Source organism: Kribbella yunnanensis (assembly GCF_039529655.1).
Lineage (GTDB): Bacteria > Actinomycetota > Actinomycetes > Propionibacteriales > Kribbellaceae > Kribbella > Kribbella yunnanensis.
Map to the genome: position 1 here is coordinate 698,394 of NZ_BAAANF010000017.1, position 22,207 is coordinate 720,600.

At 67.4% G+C, this 22,207-nt stretch carries 20 protein-coding genes; 7 read left to right on the forward strand and 13 right to left on the reverse strand.

Annotation, left to right across the window (positions count from 1 at the left end; genetic code table 11):
* Positions 1-25: 25 nt before the first annotated feature.
* On the reverse strand, positions 26-829 hold the full coding sequence (locus tag ABD231_RS26660) for a S1 family peptidase (protein WP_344157629.1): 804 nt from the start codon (positions 827-829) through the stop codon (positions 26-28).
* 116 nt (positions 830-945) lie between these two features.
* A complete protein-coding gene (locus ABD231_RS26665; RefSeq protein ID WP_344157632.1) occupies positions 946-1,725 on the reverse strand; it encodes a hypothetical protein in 780 nt (259 codons plus the stop codon).
* A 195-nt stretch (positions 1,726-1,920) separates the two neighbouring features.
* Here ABD231_RS26665 and ABD231_RS26670 point away from each other — a divergent pair, with 195 nt between their 5' ends.
* The 6 genes from ABD231_RS26670 (at position 1,921) to ABD231_RS26695 (ending at position 11,139) form a co-directional block, all read left to right on the forward strand.
* Complete coding sequence (locus ABD231_RS26670) at positions 1,921-3,276, forward strand: AfsR/SARP family transcriptional regulator (protein ID WP_344157635.1); 1,356 nt, start codon at positions 1,921-1,923, stop codon at positions 3,274-3,276.
* Positions 3,273-4,778, forward strand: a complete 1,506-nt coding sequence (locus ABD231_RS26675; RefSeq protein WP_344157638.1) for an AfsR/SARP family transcriptional regulator — start codon at positions 3,273-3,275, stop codon at positions 4,776-4,778. Before ABD231_RS26670 ends, ABD231_RS26675 begins: the two co-directional genes overlap by 4 nt.
* Positions 4,779-4,825: 47 nt before the next feature.
* Positions 4,826-5,608, forward strand: a complete 783-nt coding sequence (locus ABD231_RS26680) for an AfsR/SARP family transcriptional regulator (RefSeq protein WP_344157641.1) — start codon at positions 4,826-4,828, stop codon at positions 5,606-5,608.
* Positions 5,609-5,659: 51 nt separating this feature from the next.
* Positions 5,660-6,856, forward strand: a complete 1,197-nt coding sequence (locus ABD231_RS26685) for a winged helix-turn-helix domain-containing protein (RefSeq protein ID WP_344158220.1) — start codon at positions 5,660-5,662, stop codon at positions 6,854-6,856.
* A 184-nt stretch (positions 6,857-7,040) separates the two neighbouring features.
* Complete coding sequence (secA, locus tag ABD231_RS26690) at positions 7,041-9,971, forward strand: preprotein translocase subunit SecA (protein ID WP_344157644.1); 2,931 nt, start codon at positions 7,041-7,043, stop codon at positions 9,969-9,971.
* Between the two features lie 415 nt (positions 9,972-10,386).
* A complete protein-coding gene (locus ABD231_RS26695; RefSeq protein WP_344157647.1) occupies positions 10,387-11,139 on the forward strand; it encodes an NAD(P)H-dependent flavin oxidoreductase in 753 nt (250 codons plus the stop codon).
* Here ABD231_RS26695 and melA read toward each other — a convergent pair.
* From melA to ABD231_RS26745, 10 genes are all read right to left on the reverse strand, one after another.
* A complete protein-coding gene (gene melA, locus ABD231_RS26700; RefSeq protein ID WP_344157650.1) occupies positions 11,103-12,398 on the reverse strand; it encodes an alpha-glucosidase/alpha-galactosidase in 1,296 nt (431 codons plus the stop codon). The genes ABD231_RS26695 and melA overlap by 37 nt on opposite strands.
* Positions 12,395-13,321, reverse strand: coding sequence for a carbohydrate kinase family protein (locus ABD231_RS26705; RefSeq protein ID WP_344157653.1), 927 nt, complete (start codon positions 13,319-13,321; stop codon positions 12,395-12,397). The genes melA and ABD231_RS26705 overlap by 4 nt, the downstream gene beginning before the upstream one ends.
* Positions 13,322-13,326: 5 nt before the next feature.
* Positions 13,327-14,139, reverse strand: a complete 813-nt coding sequence (locus tag ABD231_RS26710) for a carbohydrate ABC transporter permease (RefSeq protein WP_344157655.1) — start codon at positions 14,137-14,139, stop codon at positions 13,327-13,329.
* A complete protein-coding gene (locus ABD231_RS26715) occupies positions 14,136-15,053 on the reverse strand; it encodes a carbohydrate ABC transporter permease (RefSeq protein ID WP_344157658.1) in 918 nt (305 codons plus the stop codon). The genes ABD231_RS26710 and ABD231_RS26715 overlap by 4 nt, the downstream gene beginning before the upstream one ends.
* A complete protein-coding gene (locus ABD231_RS26720; protein WP_344157661.1) occupies positions 15,053-16,345 on the reverse strand; it encodes an ABC transporter substrate-binding protein in 1,293 nt (430 codons plus the stop codon). Before ABD231_RS26720 ends, ABD231_RS26715 begins: the two co-directional genes overlap by 1 nt.
* Before the next feature lie 34 nt (positions 16,346-16,379).
* The gene (locus ABD231_RS26725) at positions 16,380-17,201 is read right to left on the reverse strand and encodes an endo alpha-1,4 polygalactosaminidase (RefSeq protein ID WP_344157664.1); all 822 of its coding nucleotides are present in this window, start codon (positions 17,199-17,201) and stop codon (positions 16,380-16,382) included.
* A 226-nt stretch (positions 17,202-17,427) separates the two neighbouring features.
* Positions 17,428-18,117 carry a helix-turn-helix domain-containing protein gene (locus tag ABD231_RS26730; RefSeq protein WP_344157667.1) on the reverse strand — a complete coding sequence of 230 codons (690 nt, stop codon included), beginning with the start codon at positions 18,115-18,117 and terminating at the stop codon, positions 17,428-17,430.
* 538 nt (positions 18,118-18,655) lie between these two features.
* Positions 18,656-19,621 carry a VanW family protein gene (locus ABD231_RS26735; RefSeq protein ID WP_344157670.1) on the reverse strand — a complete coding sequence of 322 codons (966 nt, stop codon included), beginning with the start codon at positions 19,619-19,621 and terminating at the stop codon, positions 18,656-18,658.
* A gap of 163 nt (positions 19,622-19,784) precedes the next feature.
* Positions 19,785-20,213, reverse strand: a complete 429-nt coding sequence (locus ABD231_RS26740; RefSeq protein ID WP_344157673.1) for an Rv3235 family protein — start codon at positions 20,211-20,213, stop codon at positions 19,785-19,787.
* A 1-nt stretch (position 20,214) separates the two neighbouring features.
* A complete protein-coding gene (locus tag ABD231_RS26745) occupies positions 20,215-21,267 on the reverse strand; it encodes a LysM peptidoglycan-binding domain-containing protein (protein WP_344157676.1) in 1,053 nt (350 codons plus the stop codon).
* A gap of 130 nt (positions 21,268-21,397) precedes the next feature.
* Here ABD231_RS26745 and ABD231_RS26750 point away from each other — a divergent pair, with 130 nt between their 5' ends.
* Positions 21,398-21,940 carry a hypothetical protein gene (locus ABD231_RS26750; protein ID WP_344157679.1) on the forward strand — a complete coding sequence of 181 codons (543 nt, stop codon included), beginning with the start codon at positions 21,398-21,400 and terminating at the stop codon, positions 21,938-21,940.
* Here ABD231_RS26750 and ABD231_RS26755 read toward each other — a convergent pair.
* A complete protein-coding gene (locus ABD231_RS26755) occupies positions 21,937-22,179 on the reverse strand; it encodes a helix-turn-helix domain-containing protein (protein ID WP_344157682.1) in 243 nt (80 codons plus the stop codon). The two genes, ABD231_RS26750 and ABD231_RS26755, sit on opposite strands and share 4 nt — an antisense overlap.
* Positions 22,180-22,207 lie beyond the last annotated feature (28 nt).

Below are 22,207 nucleotides of genomic sequence, written 5' to 3' on the forward strand. Positions count from 1 at the left end.
TCCCCTGTGAAGGTCTGTGGTGGTGCTAGCCGATCTGCGCCTGCAGCTCGGTCGCGTACGTCGCCACCTCGGCATAGACACCCGGGTTACCGGCGTCCGCGCAACCGACGCCCCACGACACGACGCCGAACAGCTTGCCGTTCAGGACCAGCGGCCCACCGGAGTCGCCCTGGCAGGAGTCCTTGCCGCCCTCTTCGAAGCCGCCGCAGATCTCGCCGTCCGGCGCGTAGTTCTGGCTCGCGTACGCCTTCTCGCAGTACGCGTCGCCGAGGACGGGTGCGTCGACCTTCTGGAAGGTGTCGTCCGGCCCGGTGCCCTCAGTGGCACCCCAGCCGTAGACGACGGAGGCCGCACCGACAGCGTCGGCCGCCTTGCTGGTCTCGAGCGCCAGCGTCGGTACGCCGGTGAACGGCGTGGCCAGTGTGATCACGGCGACGTCGTGGCCGGGCTGCTTGCCGTACTCCGGGTCGACCCAGATGCTGCTGACCTTGGACTCCTTGCCACCGGACTCAGTGAGGACATCGCGGCCCTGGATGGCCGTGTACGTCGACGCGGCCTCCTGGGCGCAGTGCGCGGCAGTGACGAGCTTGTTCGCCGCAACCAGCGTCGAGCCGCACCACTGACCGCTCGGGGACGGCGAACCGCTGTTGTTGAGCGCGATCGCCCACGGGGTGTCCGCGGTGTGCGCGATAGTGCCACCGACAATGCGGGTCTTCGGGCCGTCCGGCGCCGGCGCTGCGCTCGCCGTGGCCGCCACCGCGCCGACGGACGCGACCGTCAGGGCTCCAGCGGCGAGAAGGGCGCGTACCAGCTGCAGTCTTCCTGTCATGCCTCACACTCCAGGGCTCAGGGGCCGTGCGGGCGGCACGACCTCCGCGCCGAGCTTCTCCCGGCTACCGGGGGTAGCACACCTCTCACTTGCGGTAATACCGGAGTTATGACCGGTCAGAGGCCCATCTGCTTCCCGTCGATCACGCTGTCCGGAGCCGGTGCCTTCGGAGCCTTCAGCCGGTCGTAGTCGCTGAACCCGAAGGCCGGCCCGCCGGTCCCCGCCTCGATCCGGACCGGCCTGCCGGTCTGGCTGTCCACCCAGAGGGTGCCCTCACCGTCGAACAGCCCGATCGAGGCGACCCCGTCGACCGTCGTCAGCGGCTTCTTCGTCAGCGTTCCGGAGGGCTGGAAGACGTTCTTGACGAAGGTCTCCCGGGTGACCAGGTCGATCATGTCCTGGAAGTCGCTGTCCTTCTTGGTCAGCTTGACCCACCGGCCTTTGAGCAGCTCGACAGTCGCGTTGATCTCCGCTGCCGTGTCCTTCTCCGCCTTGCCCTGGGCCCGGATGAACTTCTCGCTGAGCTGCAGGTAGGCGGTCTTGCCGATCACGGTGATCCCGATCGGGCTGCCGTCGACCGTGAACGTGCCCTGCCCACCGGTCTTGGTGAGGTGGATGTCGATGGCGGTTTTGGAGCCCTCCTCCACGACCGAGCCACGCAGCCGGACGCTGTCGGCCGCGAGGATGGCCGCCTTGGCTTTGGCGAACAGTGCCTTGGCATCCAGCTCCGCGACACCGGTCGGGGTGGGGGTCGGCGTCGGTGTGGTGACGACGGCCTTCGTGGAGGGGGTCGGCGTGCTCTGGCTCGCGGGCTGTTGCTGGTCTGGGCCGCAGGCGGTGGTGGCAGCGGCGACGAGAGCGGTGGTGGCGATGGTGCGGATCCAGGGGAAGGACATGGTGATGTGCTTTCTCTCCGTACGGCGGCCCGGTCGGCCGGCGTCCTCTGGTTCCGACTGTGACCCGGCCGGGAGCCGCGCGGCTGCGGTCTCGCTGCGGACCGCTGCCGTTCCGCTGCGCCCGCACTGCCGTCGGACCGCAGTGACTGCTCATTCCGGTCTGGTGAGCGCCCTCAGGCTGGATAGACTCTTCCGGTGGAGGACGCCGTCCGGTTCGAGCTGCTCGGGCCGCTGCGGGCGTACCGGGGTCTCCAGGAGCTCAAGCTGGGTCCGGCTAGGCAGCAGGCGGTTCTGGCGACACTGCTGCTTGCCGCGAACCACGCCGTACCGGCGAGCGACATCGTGGATCAGGTGTGGGGCGACGACCCACCTGAGAACGGGGCCAACGTCGTACAGAAGTATGTCGCCGGGCTGCGCCGGATCCTGGAACCGGAGCGGCTACCCCGAGCGGCCGGTCAGCTGCTCGCTCTGACCCCAGGTGGTTATCTGCTGTCAGTGGCGGCCGGTGGTCTCGATCTGGACGTGTTCACCGCGCACGTCACCGAGGCACGTCGGTTGCGTGCGCTGGGCCACCTCCCGGAAGCGACCGTCGAACTCCGGAGCGCTCTGGTGCTGTGGCGGTCCGAGCCGCTGGCCGGTCTGGCGGGTGGGTATTTCGAGGCGATGCGCGCGCAGCTCGCCGAGGACCGTGCCGCTGCTCTGGAGGAGTGGGCGGAGCTGGAACTCGAGCAAGGCCGCGAGCAGACGCTGCTCCCGGAGCTGTCCCGACTCGTGGCGGAGTACCCGCACCGCCAGCGCCTTCGCGCCACACACCTGCTCGCGCTTCACCGAACCGGACGTCAGGCCGAGGCGCTCGCGTCGTACCAGCAGGCCCAGCAGTTGCACGGCGGTCGGCCGGGACCCGAGTTGCAGGCCGCCCACCGCCAGATTCTTCTGAACGAACGCCCTGTGCCTGTCTTCCACACTCAACAGCCGATGAGCTGGTGGCCGGATTCGACGCCGCAACGCTCGCCGGGCTGGACGGGCTGGATTCTCAAGCTGGTGGTGGCAGCGCTGACCGTGGCAACCATGGGCATCGCCTCCGGTCCGCTGATGGGTGTGCTGGCCCTCCGGCGCCGCAGCTGGAAGCTGGCCCTGGCGGCGTTCGGCTACCTGTCGGCGACCGTGGTGTTCTTCCTCATCGTCGATAAGAGGTACGACTCGGAGGACTTCGTGTTTGTCGACGGAGTGGCGCTGGCTGCGCTGCTGCTGACCACAGTGGGGGCCGGAATCCACGCGGCGGTGCTCGTCCCGCTCCGAACCCCGGTGGCGGAATCGCCGCGCGTGATGGTCGATCTGAACAGCGCTCCGGAGCAGGTTCTGCGCACGCTGCCGGGGGTTCCGCCGTTGCTCGGCGCGCTGATCATCGCCGAGCGCAACGCCCGGGGACCGTTCCGGTCGCTCGAGGATGCAGCCGCACGGGGTATGTTCCCTTGGCCGGTGCCGCGGCAGATCGCTGACGTCGTCCTGGTGATCCCAGTTCAGGACGCCCCCAAGGAGGAGCGCCGGTGAGTGCAGTCCGGTTCGAGATGCTCGGTCCCTTGCGAGTGATTCGCGGGCAGGAGGAACTGCAGCTGGGTCCCGCCAAACAGCAAGCGGTCCTCGCGACCCTGCTGACCACCCCGAACCAGGTGGTGCCGACCGCGCGCATCATCGACGCGGTCTGGGACGGCGAACCGCCGGTCAACGGGCCCAACGTCGTACAGAAGTATGTCGCCGGCCTGCGGCGAGTTCTGGAGCCGGACCGGGCACCCCGGAGCGCCGGTGAGCTGCTTGTCCTGGAAGCGGGTGGCTATCGGGTGGCAGTGGAACCAGGCAGCTCAGATGCCGACGACTTCGAAGCACAGGTTCAATCAGCTCGTGCTCTCCGGCAGTCCGGTCAATTGGCCGAGGCCTCGCAGCAACTGCAGCAGGCGCTGAGCCTCTGGCGTGGCGAACCGTTCCAGGGACTCACCGGCCCGGTCTTCGACGATGCCCGTCGGCACCTGACCGAACTGCGCGCCGGTGCGATCGAGGACCGCGCCGAGATCGAGCTGGAGCTCGGCAACCACGAGCCCCTCGCCCTGGAACTCCCTGCCCTGGCTGAGGCCTTCCCCCTGCGCGAGCGACTCCGCGGAGTCCAGATGCTCGCCCTGTACCGCGCCGGACGCTCCGACGACGCACTGGCGGCGTACCGGGAGCTGCACGACCACCTGGTCGAGGAGTACGGCGTCGAGCCCGGTCCCGAGCTGCAGCAGCTCCAGTCCCGCATCTCGCAGAACGACCCGGCCCTGCTACCCGGCCAGCAGACAACCGCGGCAACCCAGGTGGCACTCCTGCGCCGAGGCGGCCGCGACTGGTCGCTCGGCCGCGGCTGGCCGGTCGACATGTCCGATCTGATCCCGCCACAGCGCCCCCTCGTCGGCCGCGTCCTGATGAAGACCGTCGCCGTACTGATCACCATTGCCACCCTGGGGCTAGGAGGCGGCGTGCTCATGCTCGTCGTGGCCTACCTACGGCACAACCGCTTCCTCCGCTGGATCGCCGCCGGCTACCTGGCCACCTGGCTCCTCGGCATCGTGCTCGCGCTGATCGGCCAGGCTGACCAGATCAGCGCGGTCAACACCATCGGTCTACTCCTGATGCTGCTGGTCCTGGTGACCAGCGCAATCCACCTCGCCCTCACCATCGCCCCGGTCTCCGTACGCCGACTCCGCGGCCTGGCCGCCCTGGACGATCGACTCCGCGCCCGCCAGATCATCGAGCGCGACCCCGACTTCGCCCGCTCACTAGGGATCGGCCGCCCACACCTGCACCGCGAGTACGACGACGGCGGCCTGATCGACCCCAACGAAGTACCGCCCGGCGTTCTGACCCGCATCCCCGGAGTCACCGCCCAGCACGCCGCCCTCATCGTCCACAGCCGCGAACACCAAGGCCCCTTCACCACCCTCGAAGACCTCACCGACCGAGGCCTCTTCCCAGCCCCGCTACCGCCTGCGGTGGCGACCTACCTGGTTCTTCTCCCGGGGTAAACCCCAGCGCGACCTACACTCCGGCTCTGGACAGGGCAGGGGGATCGATGAGCGAGGTCCGGTACGACGTTCTGGGGCCGCTGGTGGTTCGGCGGGGTGGCGTTGAGCTCGACCTGGGGTCGCCGCTGCAGCAGCGGTTGTTGGCTGGACTGTTGTTGCATCCGAATGGGCCGGTGCCGATGACCGACCTGCTTGAGGCGGGTTGGCAATATGCGACGCCGGATGACGGTCCAGAGCTGACGCGGGAGATCATCACGGCCTTGCGTGATTTGCTTGATCCGCACCGGGTGCCGGGGACCGACGGGACGCTTATTCAGCTGTCTGATGGGCGCTACATGCTGTGCGCGGCCCGGGACAACGTCGATCTCTTCGTGTTCGAGGACCTGATCGCCAGCGTGCCGGAGATTCGCGCACGTGATCACCTGCTGGAGGCCTCCAACCGGATCCGCCAGGCGCTGGCGCTGTGGCGTGGGCCGTTGCTCGAGGGGCACAGCGGGCCGCTGTTCGACCCGGTGCGGGCGCGGTTGGAGGAGGGGCGGCTGGACGTGCTGGATTTGTACTACGAGGTCGAGCTGAAGCGCGGTTCCCACCACGCGATCCTGCCGGGCCTGGCTGCCCACGTCGCCAGGTACCCGCTGCGCGAGAACCTGCGAGCGACCTTCCTGCTCACGCTCTACCGGACCGGGCGGCAGTTCGACGCGATGCAGCAGTACGTCGAGATCCGGGATCGGCTGTGGCGGCTGAACGGCCGGCAGCCGTCGTACGAGCTGCAGGAGTTGGCCCGGCGGATCGCTGCCTGGGACCAGAGTCTGCTGCGGGAACCGGGCTGATCGGATTTGTCGGAGGCACCTGGCACGATCGGCGAGGTGAACACTCAGGTGATGTCGACGGCCCAGGCCAGGCGGGTGGCGCTGGCTGCCCAGGGGTTCATGGACCCACGGCCGAAGGGTGTTCCGGATGCGCGCGCTCTGGCGCGAGTGCTGGGGCGGATCGGGTTGCTGCAGATCGACTCGGTGAACGTGTTGAGCCGGGCGCAGTACCTGCCGCTGTATTCGCGGCTCGGGCCGTATCCGCGGACTCTGCTCGACAAGGCGTCGGGGAAGGCACCGCGGCGGCTGGTGGAGTACTGGGCGCACGAGGCGTCGCTGATTCCGGTCGAGACGCACCCGTTGATGCGGTGGCGGATGGACCGGGCGACCACCGAGGCCTGGGGTGGGCCGCGGTCGATCGCCAAGGAGCGGCCGGATCTGGTCAAGCAGGTGCTGGCGGATGTCCGGGAGCACGGTCCGCTGACAGCGCGGCAGATCGACGACGACGTGGAGCGGTCCAAGGAGAACTGGGGCTGGAACTGGTCGGACGTGAAACGGGCGCTCGAGTTCCTGTTCTTCGCCGGCGAGGTCACGGTGGCTCGGCGGAACCAGCAGTTCGAGCGGGAGTACGACGTACCGGAGCGGGTGCTGCCTCGCGCCGTACTGGAGACTCCGACGCCGACCCTGGACGAGGCGCACCGAGGGCTGGTGTCGATCGCGGCCCGGGCGCACGGGGTTGCGACCGCGCAATGCCTGAAGGACTACTTCCGTACGTCGCCTGCTCCGACCGCGCAGGCGATTGCGGAGCTGGTGGAGGAGGGGGAGTTGCTGCCGGTTCAGATCGACGGGTGGAAGCGCCCGGCGTACCTGCACCGGGATGCGCGGTTGCCGCGGCGGGTGAACACGCGGGCCCTGGTCAGCCCGTTCGACTCGCTGGTGTTCGAGCGGACCCGGGGAGAGGTCCTGTTCGACTTCCGCTACCGCATCGAGATCTACGTGCCGGCGGAGAAGCGCATCCACGGGTACTACGTGCTGCCCTTCCTGCTCGGCGACAAACTGGTGGCGCGGGTCGACCTCAAGGCGGACCGGGCGGCCGGCGTACTGCTGGTCCAGTCGGCGCACTCAGAGCTCAAGGCACCGGCCGAGACGGCTGAGGAGCTGGCCGCGGAGCTGGTCCAACTGGCCGGCTGGCTGGAGTTGGACCAGGTCCGGGTGGCCGGTGGCGGTGACCTCGCGCCAGCGCTCAGTGACGCCCTGCGAGGTTCTTGACGCGGCAACGGGAACTTTCGGGCACGCCTGAGCGTGGGTGTGTTACAGGCGGGGGCACGCTGCGGGCGTGGCTTGGCACACCTCGCCCCGTACGATGGGGGTCGCACGCCGTTCCAGCGGGCCGTGCCCGACTGTATCGATCGGCCGCAACCAGGCGACAGCAGCAAGGAGAGAACTCCCCACCATGAAGGTGATCGACAAGGTCCTGCGGATCGGCGAAGGCAAGATCCTGCGTCAGCTCCAGGGCATCGCGAAAGTGGTCAACTCCATCGAGGACGACTTCGTCGGGATGTCCGACGACGAGTTGCGGGGCCAGACCGCGGAGTTCAAGGAACGCCATCAGAACGGCGAGTCCCTGGACGCGCTGCTCCCGGAGGCCTTCGCCGTGGTCCGGGAGGCCGCCAAGCGGACCCTGCACCAGCGGCACTACGACGTCCAGATCATGGGCGGCGCCGCGCTGCACCTGGGCAACATCGCCGAGATGAAGACCGGTGAGGGCAAGACCCTGGTCGGTACCCTGCCGACGTACCTGAACGCGCTGTCCGGCAAGGGCGTGCACGTGGTCACGGTGAACGACTACCTGGCCAAGTACCAGGCCGAGTGGATGGGCCGGGTGTACCACTTCCTCGGCGTCGACTACGGCGTGATCCTGCCGGACATGTCGCCGGCCGAGCGCCGGGTGGCCTACGCCAAGGACATCACCTACGGCACGAACAACGAGTTCGGCTTCGACTACCTGCGCGACAACATGGCCTCCAGTATCGAGGACTGCGTCCAGCGCGAGCACAACTACGCGATCGTGGACGAGGTGGACTCGATCCTGGTCGACGAGGCCCGGACCCCGCTGATCATCTCCGGACCGGCCGAGGACTCCCAGCGCTGGTACGTCGAGATGGCGAAGATCGCCACCGTGCTGAAGCCGCGGGTCGCCGACGACAAGATCCCCGAGGAGCAGCGCCCGGTCGCCGACTACGAGGTCGACGAGAAGAAGCGCACCGTGGCCATCCTCGAGCGCGGGATCGAGAAGGTCGAGGACCGGCTCGGTATCGACAACCTGTACGAGTCGGCCAACACCCCGCTGATCAGCTACCTGAACAACGCGCTGAAGGCCAAGGACCTGTTCCGCAAGGACAAGGACTACGTGGTCGTCGACAACGAGGTGCTGATCGTCGACGAGCACACCGGCCGCACGCTGCACGGCCGCCGCTACAACGAGGGTCTGCACCAGGCGATCGAGGCCAAGGAGCAGGTCGAGATCAAGGAGGAGTACCAGACCCTCGCGACGATCACCCTGCAGAACTACTTCCGGCTCTACAACAAGCTGGCCGGCATGACCGGTACGGCGATGACCGAGGCGGCCGAGTTCTCCAAGGTCTACGGCCTCGGCGTGGTGCCGATCCCGACCAACAAGCCGATGATCCGGGTCGAGGAGCGGGACCTGATCTACCGCACCGAGGACGCCAAGTTCGACGCGGTGGTCAAGGACATCGTCGAGGTGCACGAGACCGGGCAGCCGATCCTGGTCGGTACGACGAGCGTCGAGAAGTCCGAGCGGCTGTCCGCCCAGCTCCGCAAGGAGAACATCGCGCACGAGGTGCTGAACGCGAAGCAGCACGCGCGGGAGGCGGCGATCGTCGCCGAGGCCGGCCGCAAGGGCGCGGTCACGGTGGCCACCAACATGGCCGGCCGTGGTACCGACATCATCCTCGGCGGTAACCCCGAGCACCTGGCCGACAAGGACCTGCGGGCCCGCGGCATCGACCCGGCCGAGTTCCCGGACGAGTACGAGGCGGAGTACCCGTCGGTCCTCGAGCAGTTCGAGAAGCAGGTCAAGGACGAGCAGGTCGAGGTCCGCGAGGCCGGCGGTCTGTACGTGCTGGGCACCGAGCGGCACGAGTCCCGCCGGATCGACAACCAGCTGCGCGGTCGCGCCGGCCGTCAGGGCGACCCGGGCAAGTCCCGGTTCTACCTGTCGCTGGAGGACGACCTGATGCGCCTGTTCAAGCGCGAGATGGTCGACTGGGCGATGTCGCGCAACGACGACGACAGCCAGCCGTTGGAGAACAAGATCGTCACCAAGGCGATCGCGTCCGCACAGTCCCAGGTCGAGTCGCAGAACTTCGAGACCCGGAAGAACATCCTCAAGTACGACGACGTGATGAACCGTCAGCGCCACGTCGTGTACGACGAGCGCCGCCGCGTGCTCGAGGGTGCGAACCTGCGCGAGCAGGTGTCGGACATGCTCGACGAGACCGTCACCGGTTACGTCCAGGGCGCGACCGCCGACGGTTTCGCCGAGGACTGGGACCTGGACGCCTTGTTCACCGCGATGAAGACGCTGTACTCGACCGAGCTCACCGAGGACGAGCTGGTCGAGGAGGCCGGCGGCGAGCGGGCCGGTCTCACCTCGGACTTCCTGATCGAGCGCTTCATCGCGGATGCCCACGAGGCCTACGAGCGCCGCGAGCAGCTGCTCGGCGAAGACGCGATGCGCGAGCTCGAGCGTCGCGTCGTGCTGAGCGTGCTGGACCGCAAGTGGCGCGAGCACCTCTACGAGATGGACTACCTGCGCGAAGGCATCGGCCTGCGCGCGATGGCGCAGCGCGACCCGCTGGTCGAATACCAGCGCGAGGGCTACGACATGTTCGCCGCGATGATGGAGTCGATCAAGGAGGAGTCGGTCGCCTTCATCTTCAACGTCGAGGTCGACATCGAGGCCATGCGCGCGGAGATGGAGTCCGCGGCCCAAGCGGAAGCCGCCGGCGTCAACCTCGACCTCGACGGCGTAGGCCTCGAAGGCCGCCGGGTCGAGGACATCCTCACCCCCGGCGCCCCGGTGGCGGAGTTCCCCGGCCGAGTCCAGGACGAGGAGCGCCCCCGCGACACCCCGCGCCTCCGCGCCAAGGGCCTCACCGGCGACAAGAAGCCCCAACGCCTCACCTACTCGGCCCCCACCATCGACGGCGACGACGAGGTCTCTGTCATGGGTGACGCCGTAGACGAGGGTGCCCTCCTGTACGCCGGCACCCCCCGCAACGTGGCTTGCCCCTGCGGCTCCGGCAAGAAGTACAAGCGCTGCCACGGCGACCCCGCCTCAGACGCCTACAAGTTCTAACCGCACCACCCCAGCGGCCGGCCCCACCAGGGACCGGCCGCTGTCGCGTCTCCACCCGCTCAGTCCGCATCTGGTGGGTAGACCCACGCGGTGGTGGGTTGGCCAGCGCGATTCCGGTTGGCCAACCCACCATCTGCCTGGCATACCCATCAGACGGGAGGTGTGGTGTGGGATATGGCGGGTGGGGTGGGGAGTGTGGTGTGTTGGGGGTATGTGGCTGGCGGAGAAGTTCGGGGTGACTGTTCCGGTTGTCGGGGCGCCGATGGCTAATGTGAGTGGGGGGAAGTTGACCGCGGCGATCTCGGCTGCGGGTGGGTTGGGGATGTTGGGGGCCGGGTCTGCGGTTAGTGCTGAGTGGATTCGGGCTGAGGGGGCGATCGCGGCGGCGGGCGGTAGGCCGTACGGGATTGGGTTGATGGCTTGGTCGGTGCGGGAGCGGCCGGAGCATCTGGAGGCGGTGCTGGAGTTGAGGCCGGCGTTGGTTTCGCTCAGCTTCGGCGACTACATCCCGTACGTCGCCCCGCTGCAAGCCGAAGGCATAACAGTGGCAACCCAGGCGGGTACTGTCGCGGACGCCCGCGAGGCGATTGACGCCGGGGTGGATGTCATCGTCGCCCGTGGTGCCGAAGCCGGAGGGCACGGGCGTAACGCGGTCGGCACACTCCCGCTCCTCCAGGCGATTCTCGAGTTGACCGATCTTCCGGTGGTGGCCGGTGGCGGGATTTCCGGTGCGCGCGGACTGGCCGCCGTACTGGCTGCTGGGGCGGCGGGCGGCTGGATCGGTACGGCGTTCCTCACCTGCGTCGAGGGGATGACCTCACAAAAGGTCGCCCAGCGGGTGATCGAAGCTGACGAGACCGACACCGTCTACGGCACGGTGTTCGACGCGGCATCACGCGCAGGCTGGCCCGACGAGTTCGGCGGCCGCGCGCTGCGAAACGCCTACTTCGACCAATGGGAAGGTCGCGAGCAGGAGCTCAAAGCCGACAACACCGGTCACGCAGATTATGTCGACGGCACGAAAGCCGCCGACGTCACGAGAGCCTCGATCTACGCCGGTCAAGGCGTCGGCGCGCTGACCGGGAGGCCCACGGCCGCCGAGGTTCTCGACGGCTTCGCGGGCTACCGGGACTACCTCAAGGCCGCTCTCAACGGCGGCGCCAAATAGTTGCGGTGGGCATCGACCAGCTCATCGCACAGCTCCCAGATCTGCGACACGGGTAGCGCCGCCGCGGTCGCCGGATCGGCCATCACGGCCTGCCGAATCGACCGCGGGTCCTCCTCGATCGCCGCCCGCACCACGAGCTCGGCGACATTCAGATACCCCTTGTTCAAAGCAGCCAACTGAGCAGGCAGTGCCCCAACAGCAGTCGGCTGCACCCCCAAACTGTCAACCAGGCAAGGAACCTCGACCACCGCGCCGCTCGGCAGGTTGCTGATCAACCCCGTGTTCGGCACGTTCCCATAGATCGTCCGGGGCGTCCCGGTGACCATGCTGTGGATGATCTGCGGCGCGTACTCCATCGTCCCCTCAACCGGCACCGGCTCACCGGCTTTGAGCGCATCCCGCGTCCGCTCGTACGACGCGAGGTTCTCCGCGACGATATCGAGATACGCACCCACCGGCAGTCGCAATCGCGAGATCTCCGACGAGTGCTGCAGATACCACGGCACGTACTCCGACGAATGCTCACTCGTCTCGGTCGGATAGAACCCCAGCCGCCGGTACATATCCACCCGCACCCGCCGCCGCAGCTCCGGATCCGCCTCGATGGCAGCGTCCAACCGGTCGTACAGATTCTCACCGTCGCGTTCGAACCGCAGCACCCACGCCTGATGGTTCACCCCGGCCGCGAGGTAGTTGACCTCATCCAGCGGTACGCCGATCAGCGCGGACAGATCATGCATCGTCCAGTAGACCGAGTGGCACAGGCCGACGACCTTCTGCAGCCCGAGCGCGTGCAGGTACCAGACATTCATCGCCATCGGATTCGTGTAGTTGAGCAGCCACGCGTCCGGGCACACCTCGGCGATATCCGCGGCCAGTTCACGCAGCACCGGGAACGTCCGCAGCGCGCGGAACACCCCGCCGACCCCGAGAGTGTCCCCGATCGTCTGCCGAACGCCGTACCGGGCCGGGATCTCGAAGTCGATCCGGGTGGCCGCGTTCATGCCGACCTGGACGATGTTGATCACGAAGTCCGCACCCTCCAGCGCGGCCCGCCGATCGAGGTGCGTGGTGATCCGCGGCTTCACCCCACGAGCAGAGGCGATGTACGACGCCGCCCCGGCCGCCGTGTCGAGCCGCTCCGGATCGATGTCGTGCAAGGCGATGTGCACCGGCCCAAGGTCGAACCCGAACAGATCCGCCAGCAACCCCTGAGTGAACACCACACTCCCCGCCCCGATGAACACGACCTTCGTCATGCCGTCACACTCCCCAGCGCCAGCTCCCAGTCGGCCTGGGCAGCTGTGCCCCCAGCACCCCGCGTCGACAACGACCCGCACGCGGCAGCAATCGCCAACGCGCGAGCCCGACCAAACCCGTTCAATCGAGCGGCAACGAAGCCCGCATCAAAGCTGTCACCAGCCCCCACCGCATCGACGGTCTCCACGGCCAAAGCAGGAGCACTCGCAACCTTGGTCCCGTCATGTGCCAGCGCGCCCGCAGCCCCATCCTTCACCACCACCAGCGGCCCCCGCCGAGCCAAGATCCCGGCCGCGTCCTTCGTCGACGGATGCCCCGTGAGCAACTGAGCCTCACTAGCATTCGGCAGGAAGTAGTCCGTGACCCGCAGCACCGGATCGAGAACCATCCGATCCCACCGCCCCGACGGATCGTCGTTCGGATCCAGCGAAGTGGTCGCCTTCGCCGCCTTCGCCTCCTTGAACAACCCCGCGAGCCCCGCCGCCAACTCCGGCATCAGATAGAACGACGATGCATGCACATGCCGCACCGATCGCAACAAAGCAGTCGGTACGTCGTTCGCAGTCGTAGCAGGCAGACATCCGGGCGACGTGATCATCGCGCGATCGTCGCCGGACGTCAGCACCGTGGTCAGTGCCGTCGGCAACGAACCGTCCACGATCATCGCCGACACGTCCACCCCGTGCGAGGCGAGCGCCGTACGGACGAAGTCGCCGGCCGCATCGGCGCCGACCCGTCCGACGAAGGCAACGCGCAGCCCAAGCCGAGCCGCGCCACACGCCATGATCGCGCCCGAACCACCAAGCAGCAGCGCCCCGTGGGGTACAAGCCGCTCCCGTTGGCCGAAGAGGATCGGCTGATCGACGGGCCCGACAACCACGTCAGGGTTCGCGTCGCCGATCACGAGCAGGTCATATGTCATGAAGGTCAACCTTTGAGTCCAGTAGAAGCCAGCGAGCGGATGAACGCCTTCTGGGCCAGCAAGAACCCGAGCAGTACCGGCAGCACCGTGATGACATTGCCCGCCATCACCGCCGCCCACTGGGTGTGGTGCTGGCCTTGGAAGGTGGTCAGTCCGAGCTGGAGCGTGTAGTTGGTGTCACTGTTGATCGCGATCAACGGCCAGGTCAGGTCGTTCCAGGTGGCCAGGAAAGTCAGTACGGCGACTGTGCTCAGCGCCGGCCGAGCCAGCGGCAGCACGATCGACACCAGGATCCGGAGTCGCCCGCAACCGTCGATCACCGCCGCCTCCTCGAGCTCCCGCGGCAAGCTCACGAAGAACTGCCGAAACAGGAACACCGCGAGCGGCGTCACCAACGACGGCACGATCAACGCGCCGAGGGTGTCGATCAGCCCGAGCCGCTTCATCACCAGGAACGTCGGGATCATCGTCAGCTGGAACGGGATCACCATCGTGGCCAGCATCATCCCGAGCACAACCTTCGACCCGGCGAACCGGATCCGCGCGAACGCATACCCGCCAAGCGATCCGAGCACCAGGTTCGCCGTCACCGCGACCGCCGACACGATCATCGAGTTCACGAACCAACGCGGGAACAACGCGTTGCCGAGCACATACCGGTAGCCGCCGAGGTCGATATGCGAGGGGATCAGCGCAGGTGGAAACCGGTTGATCTCCGCGTTGCTCATCACCGAGCTCAGCAGCAACCACAGCAGCGGCAACGCGAACAACAACGCCAGCGGAGCCAGCACGAGATGCCACGCACTAGGTCGCTTCATCGAGCGGCCCGCCGTCGCGAGATCTGCAGGGCGATCCCAATCACCAGCAGAGCAACGGCCAGCGCGTACGCCGCGGCCGCGCTGTACCCGGCGGTGAAGCTCTTGAACGCTTTCTCCCAGATGAAGTAGACGATCACCGTCGTCGAACCGAGCGGCCCGCCCTTGGTCGTCACGAACACGAGGTCGAACAGCTGCAACGCATTGATCGTCTGAAAGAGCAGCAGGAACACCGTGACTGGCGACAACGCTGGCAGGACGACATGCCGCAGTACGGCGAACCGTCCCGCGCCGTCGATGCGCGCAGCCTCGACCAGTTCGGCCGGAACGCCTTGCAGGCCGGCCAAGTAGACGATCACGCAGAAGCCGGTGCCGCTCCACAACGAGATCACCACGAGCAGCGGAAGCGCCTGAGCGGGATCGCTGAAGAAGCCTTGCGCGGGCAATCCGAGCTTGTGCAGTAACGAGTTCGCAACGCCGAACTCCGGATCGAGGACGAACGAGAACAGCACACCCTGAGCGGCCGCCGAGACCACGAACGGCACGAAGACGAGCGTCCGATAGAGCCCGATGAACTTGATCTTCCGGTCCAGGGCGATCGCGATCGCGAGACCGCCGACGACGCTCAGCGGCACGTACAGAACGGCGTACAGGAGTGTGTGTTTGACCGCCGCGCCGAACGTCGGGTCCTGCACCAGCGCCTTGTAGTTGGCCAATCCGACCCACTCGCTCGGCGACACCAGGTCGTTGACCTGGAACGAAAGCAGTAACGACCACACCACCGGTACGACGCTGAGTCCGAGGATGAGCAAGACCGACGGGCTGACGAACGCCCACCCGGTCGCGCCGTCACTCATGATCCGGCGCTTGGGCTTCGCGCGCGGATCGAGAGTGAACGTGCCGACGACGCTGGCCATCAGTTCGGCACCGCCAGTACGGCGTTCGACTGGTCGACGGCCTGTTTGATCGCGTCGTCCGGACTCTTCTTGCCGAGCAGGACCGACACGATCGCCTCACCGAGGAACTGCGAGATCTTCGGGTATCCCGTGATGGTCGGGCGGACTCGCGCCGAATCCAGCGCGTCGACGAACACCTTCAGTCCGTTCGTCGCGGCCGCATGCTTCGTCCACGCCGGAGTCGCCGCGGTCGCCTTGCTGAGCGGCAGGCTGCCGCCCTCGACATCCCACTTGATGTCCTGTTGCGGCTGGATCAGCCAGTTCACGAACTCGGTCGCGGCCTTCACCTTGGCCTTGCCGTTGTCGAAGACCGTCCAGGTGTCCGGCCCCGAGATCGTCACCGGCTTCCCCGAGTACGACGGGAGCGGGACCACGCCGTACTCGAGTCCCTTGTCGGCGATGTCGGGGAGCTGCCAAGGTCCGGTCGCGACCATGCCCATCCGGCCGCCGAGGAACACCTGGTAGAGCTGCTCACTCCCCGGCTTCGGGTCGACGTACAGGGATTTGTCGGTGCGCAGGCGATCGAGCGTGCCGAGGGCTTGAGCGCCGACCTGATCGAAGGCGACCTTCTTGCCGTCGGGGGAGGCGACATCGCCGCCGAGGTCCCAGATCATCGGCCACAGCCGCCAGACGGTGTCCTCGTCGCCGACACCCGGCCAACCGGTCCCGAAGACGCCCTTGGCGGGGTTGGTGAGTGCCTTCGCCGTGCTGATGAAGTCGTCCCAGGTCCAACCCGGCTTGGGTGCCGGCAGGCCGGCCGCCACGAAGAGTTTCTTGTTGTAGACAAGGCAGAGCGAGTCGAGCAGTGCGGGTGCGGCGCGGATCTTGTCCTTCACCGTGACCGAGTCCCGCGCGGCCGGCCAGTAGTCGTCGAGGTGCAGAGCGCCGGACAGGTCGGCGATCTTGGGGCTGCGGGTCAGGCTGGCGAGGTCCGATCCGAAGATGTACGCGATATCCGGATAGGACCCCGCAGCCAGACCCGCGGTGACCTTCTGCAGCATGCTGTCCGCCGTGACCCCGCCGCCACCGCCGTTCACCCGGATCCCCGGATGGGTCCGGTTGAACTCGTTGATCAGGGCATCGATCGCGGCCTTGCCGGTGTCGACCTGGCCGTGCCAGAGCTCGACATCGACGACGCCATTGGTGGCCTGATCGTCGCTCTTCCCGCAGGCGGCGAGCGCGCCGGTGGCGGTAACGGCCGCGGCGGCGCGCAGGACGCCGCGGCGGGTCAGGACAGGGGCATGCTGAGACATAGCGGTCTCCAGGTACGGGGTGAATTGAGAGGTGTCAGCAGGTCTTGCGGACGTAGCCGGAGGTTCCCGGCGTCGAGACGTCGACGTCCCGCTGAACGATCGTCAGTGTGCTGCCGAACCCGCTGCAGGCCTTCTGCCGACCGGCGTTCGTGTACTCGATCACGATCACGTTGTTGCCGAAGTGGTCGACGTAGTCGCCACACTCGTCGTACTGACCGCACTCTTCGGCCACCGCGAAGTCGAGGCCGACCGACTGCCGGTCAGCGGCCAGTTCCACCGTGTTCTTCTGCGCGATCGCGACGTTCTTGCTGTGCGCGTGCGTGGCCAGCAACGTCAGGTAGGCCTTGGCCTGCGACTTGGTGAGCAGGTTCTTCGAGCGCTCGTAGCTGTCGTAGTTGTCCGGCTCGATCGCCTTGTACCCCTTGGCGGCGCACTGGTCGATCCACCCGTTCACCTTGGCCGCGACCCGGGTGCGCTTGTCGGCCGTCCGTAGGTCGAGCAGCGGCTCGCCCCAGTCCTCGTCGATGACCAGGTTGCCCTGAGCATCCCGCAGCAGCAGGTCGGAAGCCCACGAGCCCTGCTCGCCCGGCTGAACCTGGAACGCGTTCACGTAACAGATGTTGTAGAGCCCGGCAGCCGGCGCAGCAGTGCGGTCGCGAGTGACCACCTGAACGCCGGACGGCGGCGTGTAAGCGCCACCGATCTGATAGTCGAACTTGGCGTGGGTCGGCGGCAGCGTCGCAGCCGCCTCGGCATCGGAGCCGAGATTGAGGGCGGAGTAGCCGGCAGTGGCCGCGAGGGCGGTGGCCAGACTGGCCAGGAGCACGCGGCGGATGACTGAACGAGGCTTGGACACGATCGCTCCATCGGTCCCGAGGACGCTACCCCGCCTCGGGCCGGCCACAGTCATGGCCGCCCTGGCGCCTGAAAACCGGACTCCGGATCACCGATCCGCTACCGGCTGGGTGCGTCACTGCGGCCAAGTTAAGAGCCACCCCCGCCCTCCCGTCAAGGGATAACCCTGCAAACGACTGCGCAGAACTCCAGGTTTACATCGCTCCCGCGCATCGCTTGCGGTTGGCTCATCGCAGCAGTGTGCTCGGCGGTAGGCCCGTCAGTGCCTTCACATCCCGAGTGAGATGCGCCTGATCCGCATATCCACTCACCGCCGCAACTTCCGCCAGCCCCTGCCCCGTCCGCGCCCGATCCAGTGCCGCGTTCATCCGCAGTACCCGATCCAGCATCTTCGCCCCATACCCAAACGCCCCCAGACACCGCCGATGCAACTGCCGCTCCGAGATCTCCAGCTTCCGCGCAAGCCCCACCACCCCGCGCCCCGCGCGCAGCGTGTCAGCGCGCACATGCTGAAACACCTGCCGAGCGAACGGATCACCGGGCGTCTCCATCAACTCCGCCACCGCAAGATCCAACTCAACCGCCGGATCCGCCGCCCCGCGAACCCGATCAGCCAACTTCCGACTACGACTCCGAGACCACAGCTCACTCAACGGCACCCGCTCATTCAGCAGCGCGTTAGCCGGCACCCCAAGAAACGCCGGCGCATCCCCCGGCGCAAACCGCAACCCGGCGTACCGAGTCCCTGGTTTCGCCGACCCCGTCCACGCAACAGAGTCCGGCCCGGCCACCACCAGGTCGTCATCCATCAACAGCAGATCCATACACCCGTCGGGCAGGATCAGGTAGTCCCCACCCGCCGCAGTACGGGTCCATACAGTCGCCCCAGCAAGCAGCGCGGCGCGTTCAACAGTCACCACCCCAGTCTGCAACGCCCCACCGACAATCCAACCTTCCTGGTACGGCGGGGTCAGTGGCCGGGGCACGCTCGGATGGCCGGCTCGGCCTCTGCGGGGAGGGTAATGGGCCTCCCCGGCCCAAGATGCACCCCACTCCATCTCCCGGCGCCGATCCACGGAAGTTCACTGCCACGGAGCGGCAGTGAACTTCCCCAAAGCGTCGTTTTGCCTCCAGTTGCTGGGTTTGGGGCAACCCTTCATCACCTGCGGGCAGTAATCATCTGCGAAGCGCCGTTTCGCCTTCGGTTGCTGCGTTTGGGGCAACTTTTCGTCACCTGCAGGCACATTCATTCCACACAGCTCTTGTACCGCAACCAAAGCCCGTCAGCCCCAGGCAACGTGCACGCGATCGCCTACCTCGCCAAGCAGCCCAGCCACAGACCCGGCCAGCCACACTCCCTCTGTAAGCCGGCCGCAGCGGCGAGCAACCACCGCCGTACGTCCCCGGCCGCATCCGCATGCCGGCACCAACCGGGAACTGCAACGGCCCGTGGTGTCAGCTTGCGACGTCGTACACGGTGACGCCGGTCGGGACATACTTGACCAGGGCAACGTTCTCCCGGACAAGCTCCTCGCCCGTGGTCCGGCCGGTACGCCGATCAATCACCGACCGCCAGATCTCGTTCCGCCGGAAGTAGTCCGACCCGATCCGCAGGAACCGCTCGCCCTGCGCGAACACTCGGTACGACGTCGCGGCCGGTACGTCGGCGCGGATCTCGCCCTCGAGGTACCGGTCGCTGACGCTGACCCGGAGCTGGAACGTCTGGTCGGTGTCGTTGCGGAACTGCAGGTCCACGTAGTTGTAGACGATGCTGCAACCCACACCCCACGGCAGCACGCGGCCGTTGTCCGGGAATGGGTCGAAGCTGTGGGTGGATCGCTGCGTCACGGTCATCGGTGAGTGCAGGACCATCCAGTGCAGCAGGTTCGCCAGCTGGCAGATGCCTCCGCCGATCCCCGGGCGCGCCTGGCCGTTCGACAGTCGCATTCCTTTGAGATAACCCTTGCGGCGCGTCGCGTTCCCCACCAGCTTGTTGAAGGAGAACGTCTCGCCCGGCCGGATCACCAGACCGTCGACCTGCTCACATGCGAGCCGCAGGTTGGTGACTTTGTTGTGCTGCATCCACATCTCGGTTTCACCGAGCTGGCGCAGCAGCAACGACTTGTGCTGCTTGACGCGCACCGGTAGATCGCCAGTACTCCGCTCCCGTGCGTACGCCGTACTGGATCGCAGCCACTCAATGCGTTTGCGCGCGCGGTGGTAGCGCACGGCCAGTGGGTACAGCGCGGGCACTCGCTCGGCCCAGCGTCGCTTGCGCGCGCCGGGAGCGACGCGGGCGCGCTCTGCTGGGCTGAGCTCGTCGAGACCGATTCGCCAGGCGAAGGTCACCTCACCGGGTTCACGAGCCGGCACCACCCCAGTGGATGCCGGACGTGCCACCTTGATATTGCTCTCACGCATTTCGTTCCCCCGAACGACTCCGGCCTGGCGACCGCCTCGGCAACGGTACGCCGGGGGACCACCAGCCACATGACGACAACCACACGATCACATTGCGCTCTAAGGACTCACGGAGTCGGCTGTTTGTTCGCTTCGCGCCCGAACGGACTTTTGATGTGCCCGATCAGCCGACCTCGAGTGCGGTGCACACCCAGCGGTTGCGGCGGATCTCCATCCGCAGTGCGATCGCCCGGGACCGTCCGCCGTGCCGGACATGCGCAGCGACCTCAGCGACCTGCGAGTTCGGCCGGCAGACCCGCACGGACCGCAGTGCGCACCGCTCCTTCGTACCGCGCCCGTTGGCCGTGGTGGTGAGCCCGAGCAACCGCACCCGCCGGTTGAGCTCGATGAACACCTCCTCATCCGTGAACCGAACCAGCTGCGCCACCGGACGATCTCCCGCCAGAACCTCCGACACCGCCTGCGCCAACCGCCCACCCCAAGCCCGTGCCTCCGGAACAACCGGCTGAGTCCCGTCGATCGCCGGAACCACATCCAGCCGAACCCGCTGCTGCTGAATCGAGGTGCTGATCTCCTGGTACGCACTGCTCATGTCACTGCTCCTTGTCGGTGGGCGGCACTCGCAGTACTTGGCCGGGAAGGATGAGATTCGGGTCGCTGCCAATCACCTGACGGTTCGCGGCGTACCACTGCGGCCATCGCGCGGCGATCTCCTGCTCGGTAGCCCGCGGCCCAAGCTCCCGCGCAGCCAGCCCCCACAGCGAGTCGCCCGCCGCCACAGTCACCCGCGAAGCCACGCCCGACCGCAAACCCGTATACCGAGTAGCCGCCCCCACCTCAGGCCGATCCGGCACCGGCACCCCGCGAGGCCGCACAGTCGGAACACCAGCCCCAGCCCGTACGCCGTTCCGCGGCCCACCCGCCTGTTCCGGCCGACCGACGCTCGCGCCAGAGCGCTCACCAGTAGCACCCAACTGCACGCTCGACCGCGACTCGGTCGTGCGCCAGGTACCGCCGCCGAGCCGGGCGGATGAGCGTGGCTGGGTTGCGTGGTGGTTGGAGCCGCTGGCGTCGCCTTCCACGGTGGAGCGCGGCGCGGCCGGGCGCTGGTTGGTGCGGTCAGCGGTGATGTCCACGGATGACCGTGGCTCGGTGGCGCGCCAGGTGTCGCCGCTGGGCTGAACGGATGAGCGTGGCTCGGTTGCGCGGAGGTCGACGGCGATCTGCACCGATGACCGCGGCTCGGTCGTGCGCCAGGTGGTGGCTGGGTGGGCGGCGCCTGACTGGGGTGGTGGCGAGCCGTGGGGAGACGCTGCGTGGGCGACTCCGACCGTGAGTGGGGTTACCGCGGCTACGCCTAGGGCGGAGCGCAGGAGGGCTCGGGAGGTTGTGGAGGTGATCCGGGTGGCGAACACGCCGGCCGCGGCACCGAGAGCGCCGGGGAGTTGCTCGAGAGCGGTCGCGAGGACCGCGAGGACGAGCCAGCTGTAGGCGACCCAGGCGACTGCGCCGACCGCGAGCACGGTCAGCGAGTCCAGGTCGTGGCTGTTCGCGGTGGTGATCGTGCCGGCCGTCACCCAGCGCAGGGCGACCCCGACGGCGACCAGCGCGCCGATCGCCAGCAGGCTCTTGACCCCTCGAAGCATCCCGTTCACCTCACTTCGCCCCCAACCTATGAGTTTGCTTGAGTTTGCCTTGGCTTGACCACTATAGACCGCAACTAGCGGAAGTTTGCAAGTGGATACGTCACCGGGCGTGCGCGGTAAGTTGGCGCCCATGCAGTGGGATGCGCTGTTCGAAGACCTGGAATCGCAGTTCGACGCGCTCCAGGAGGGCGACCTGTACGGCGAGGTCGCGGACCGGATCCGCACCGAGGTCGGCAAAATCACCGTGCTCGACCGTCTCCGCGGTGCCGTGGACACGGTCGTCCGAATCGAGTTAGCAGCGGCCGAGCCGCTTCAGGGCCTACTCACCCGCGTAGGCAAGGACTGCCTCCTCATCGAGGCAGGTCGCGAGGAATGGCTAGTACCGGTCGGCGCCCTCGTCGCAGTCCACCGCCTCGGCCCCTGGGCCGAACCCGCGGTCGGCGCAGTCGCAGGCAAGCTCGGCCTCGCACACCTGCTCCGCGGAATCGCCCGCGACCGCTCACCAGTGACGGTGTTCTGCGGCGGCATCCCGATCACCGGCACGATCGACCGCGTCGGCGCCGACTTCCTCGAGGTCGCCGAACACCCCCTCGACGCGCCCAGGCGTCGTACCGAGGTCTATAACGTCCGCCTGATCCCCACCCAGGCGCTACAGGCCGTGCGCCGACGCTAGAGCTGAGCGTCCTGCTCGGCCTCTTCCCCGAACGGATGCGTGTCGATGAACTGCTTCGTCTCCGTGTAGAGCCGCTCGATGTACTTCTCGAGCTCAGTCGCCTCCACGCGCCACTGACCGCGCCCGCCGATCTTCACCGCGGGAATGTCACCCCGGCGGACCAGCGCGTACACCTGGTTCGCGGAGATGTTCAGGACCTCAGCGACGTCGGCGAGCTGGAGAAAACGCGGTGCCGGCATCGGGGGGACTCCTTCGAGTAGTAGCGGG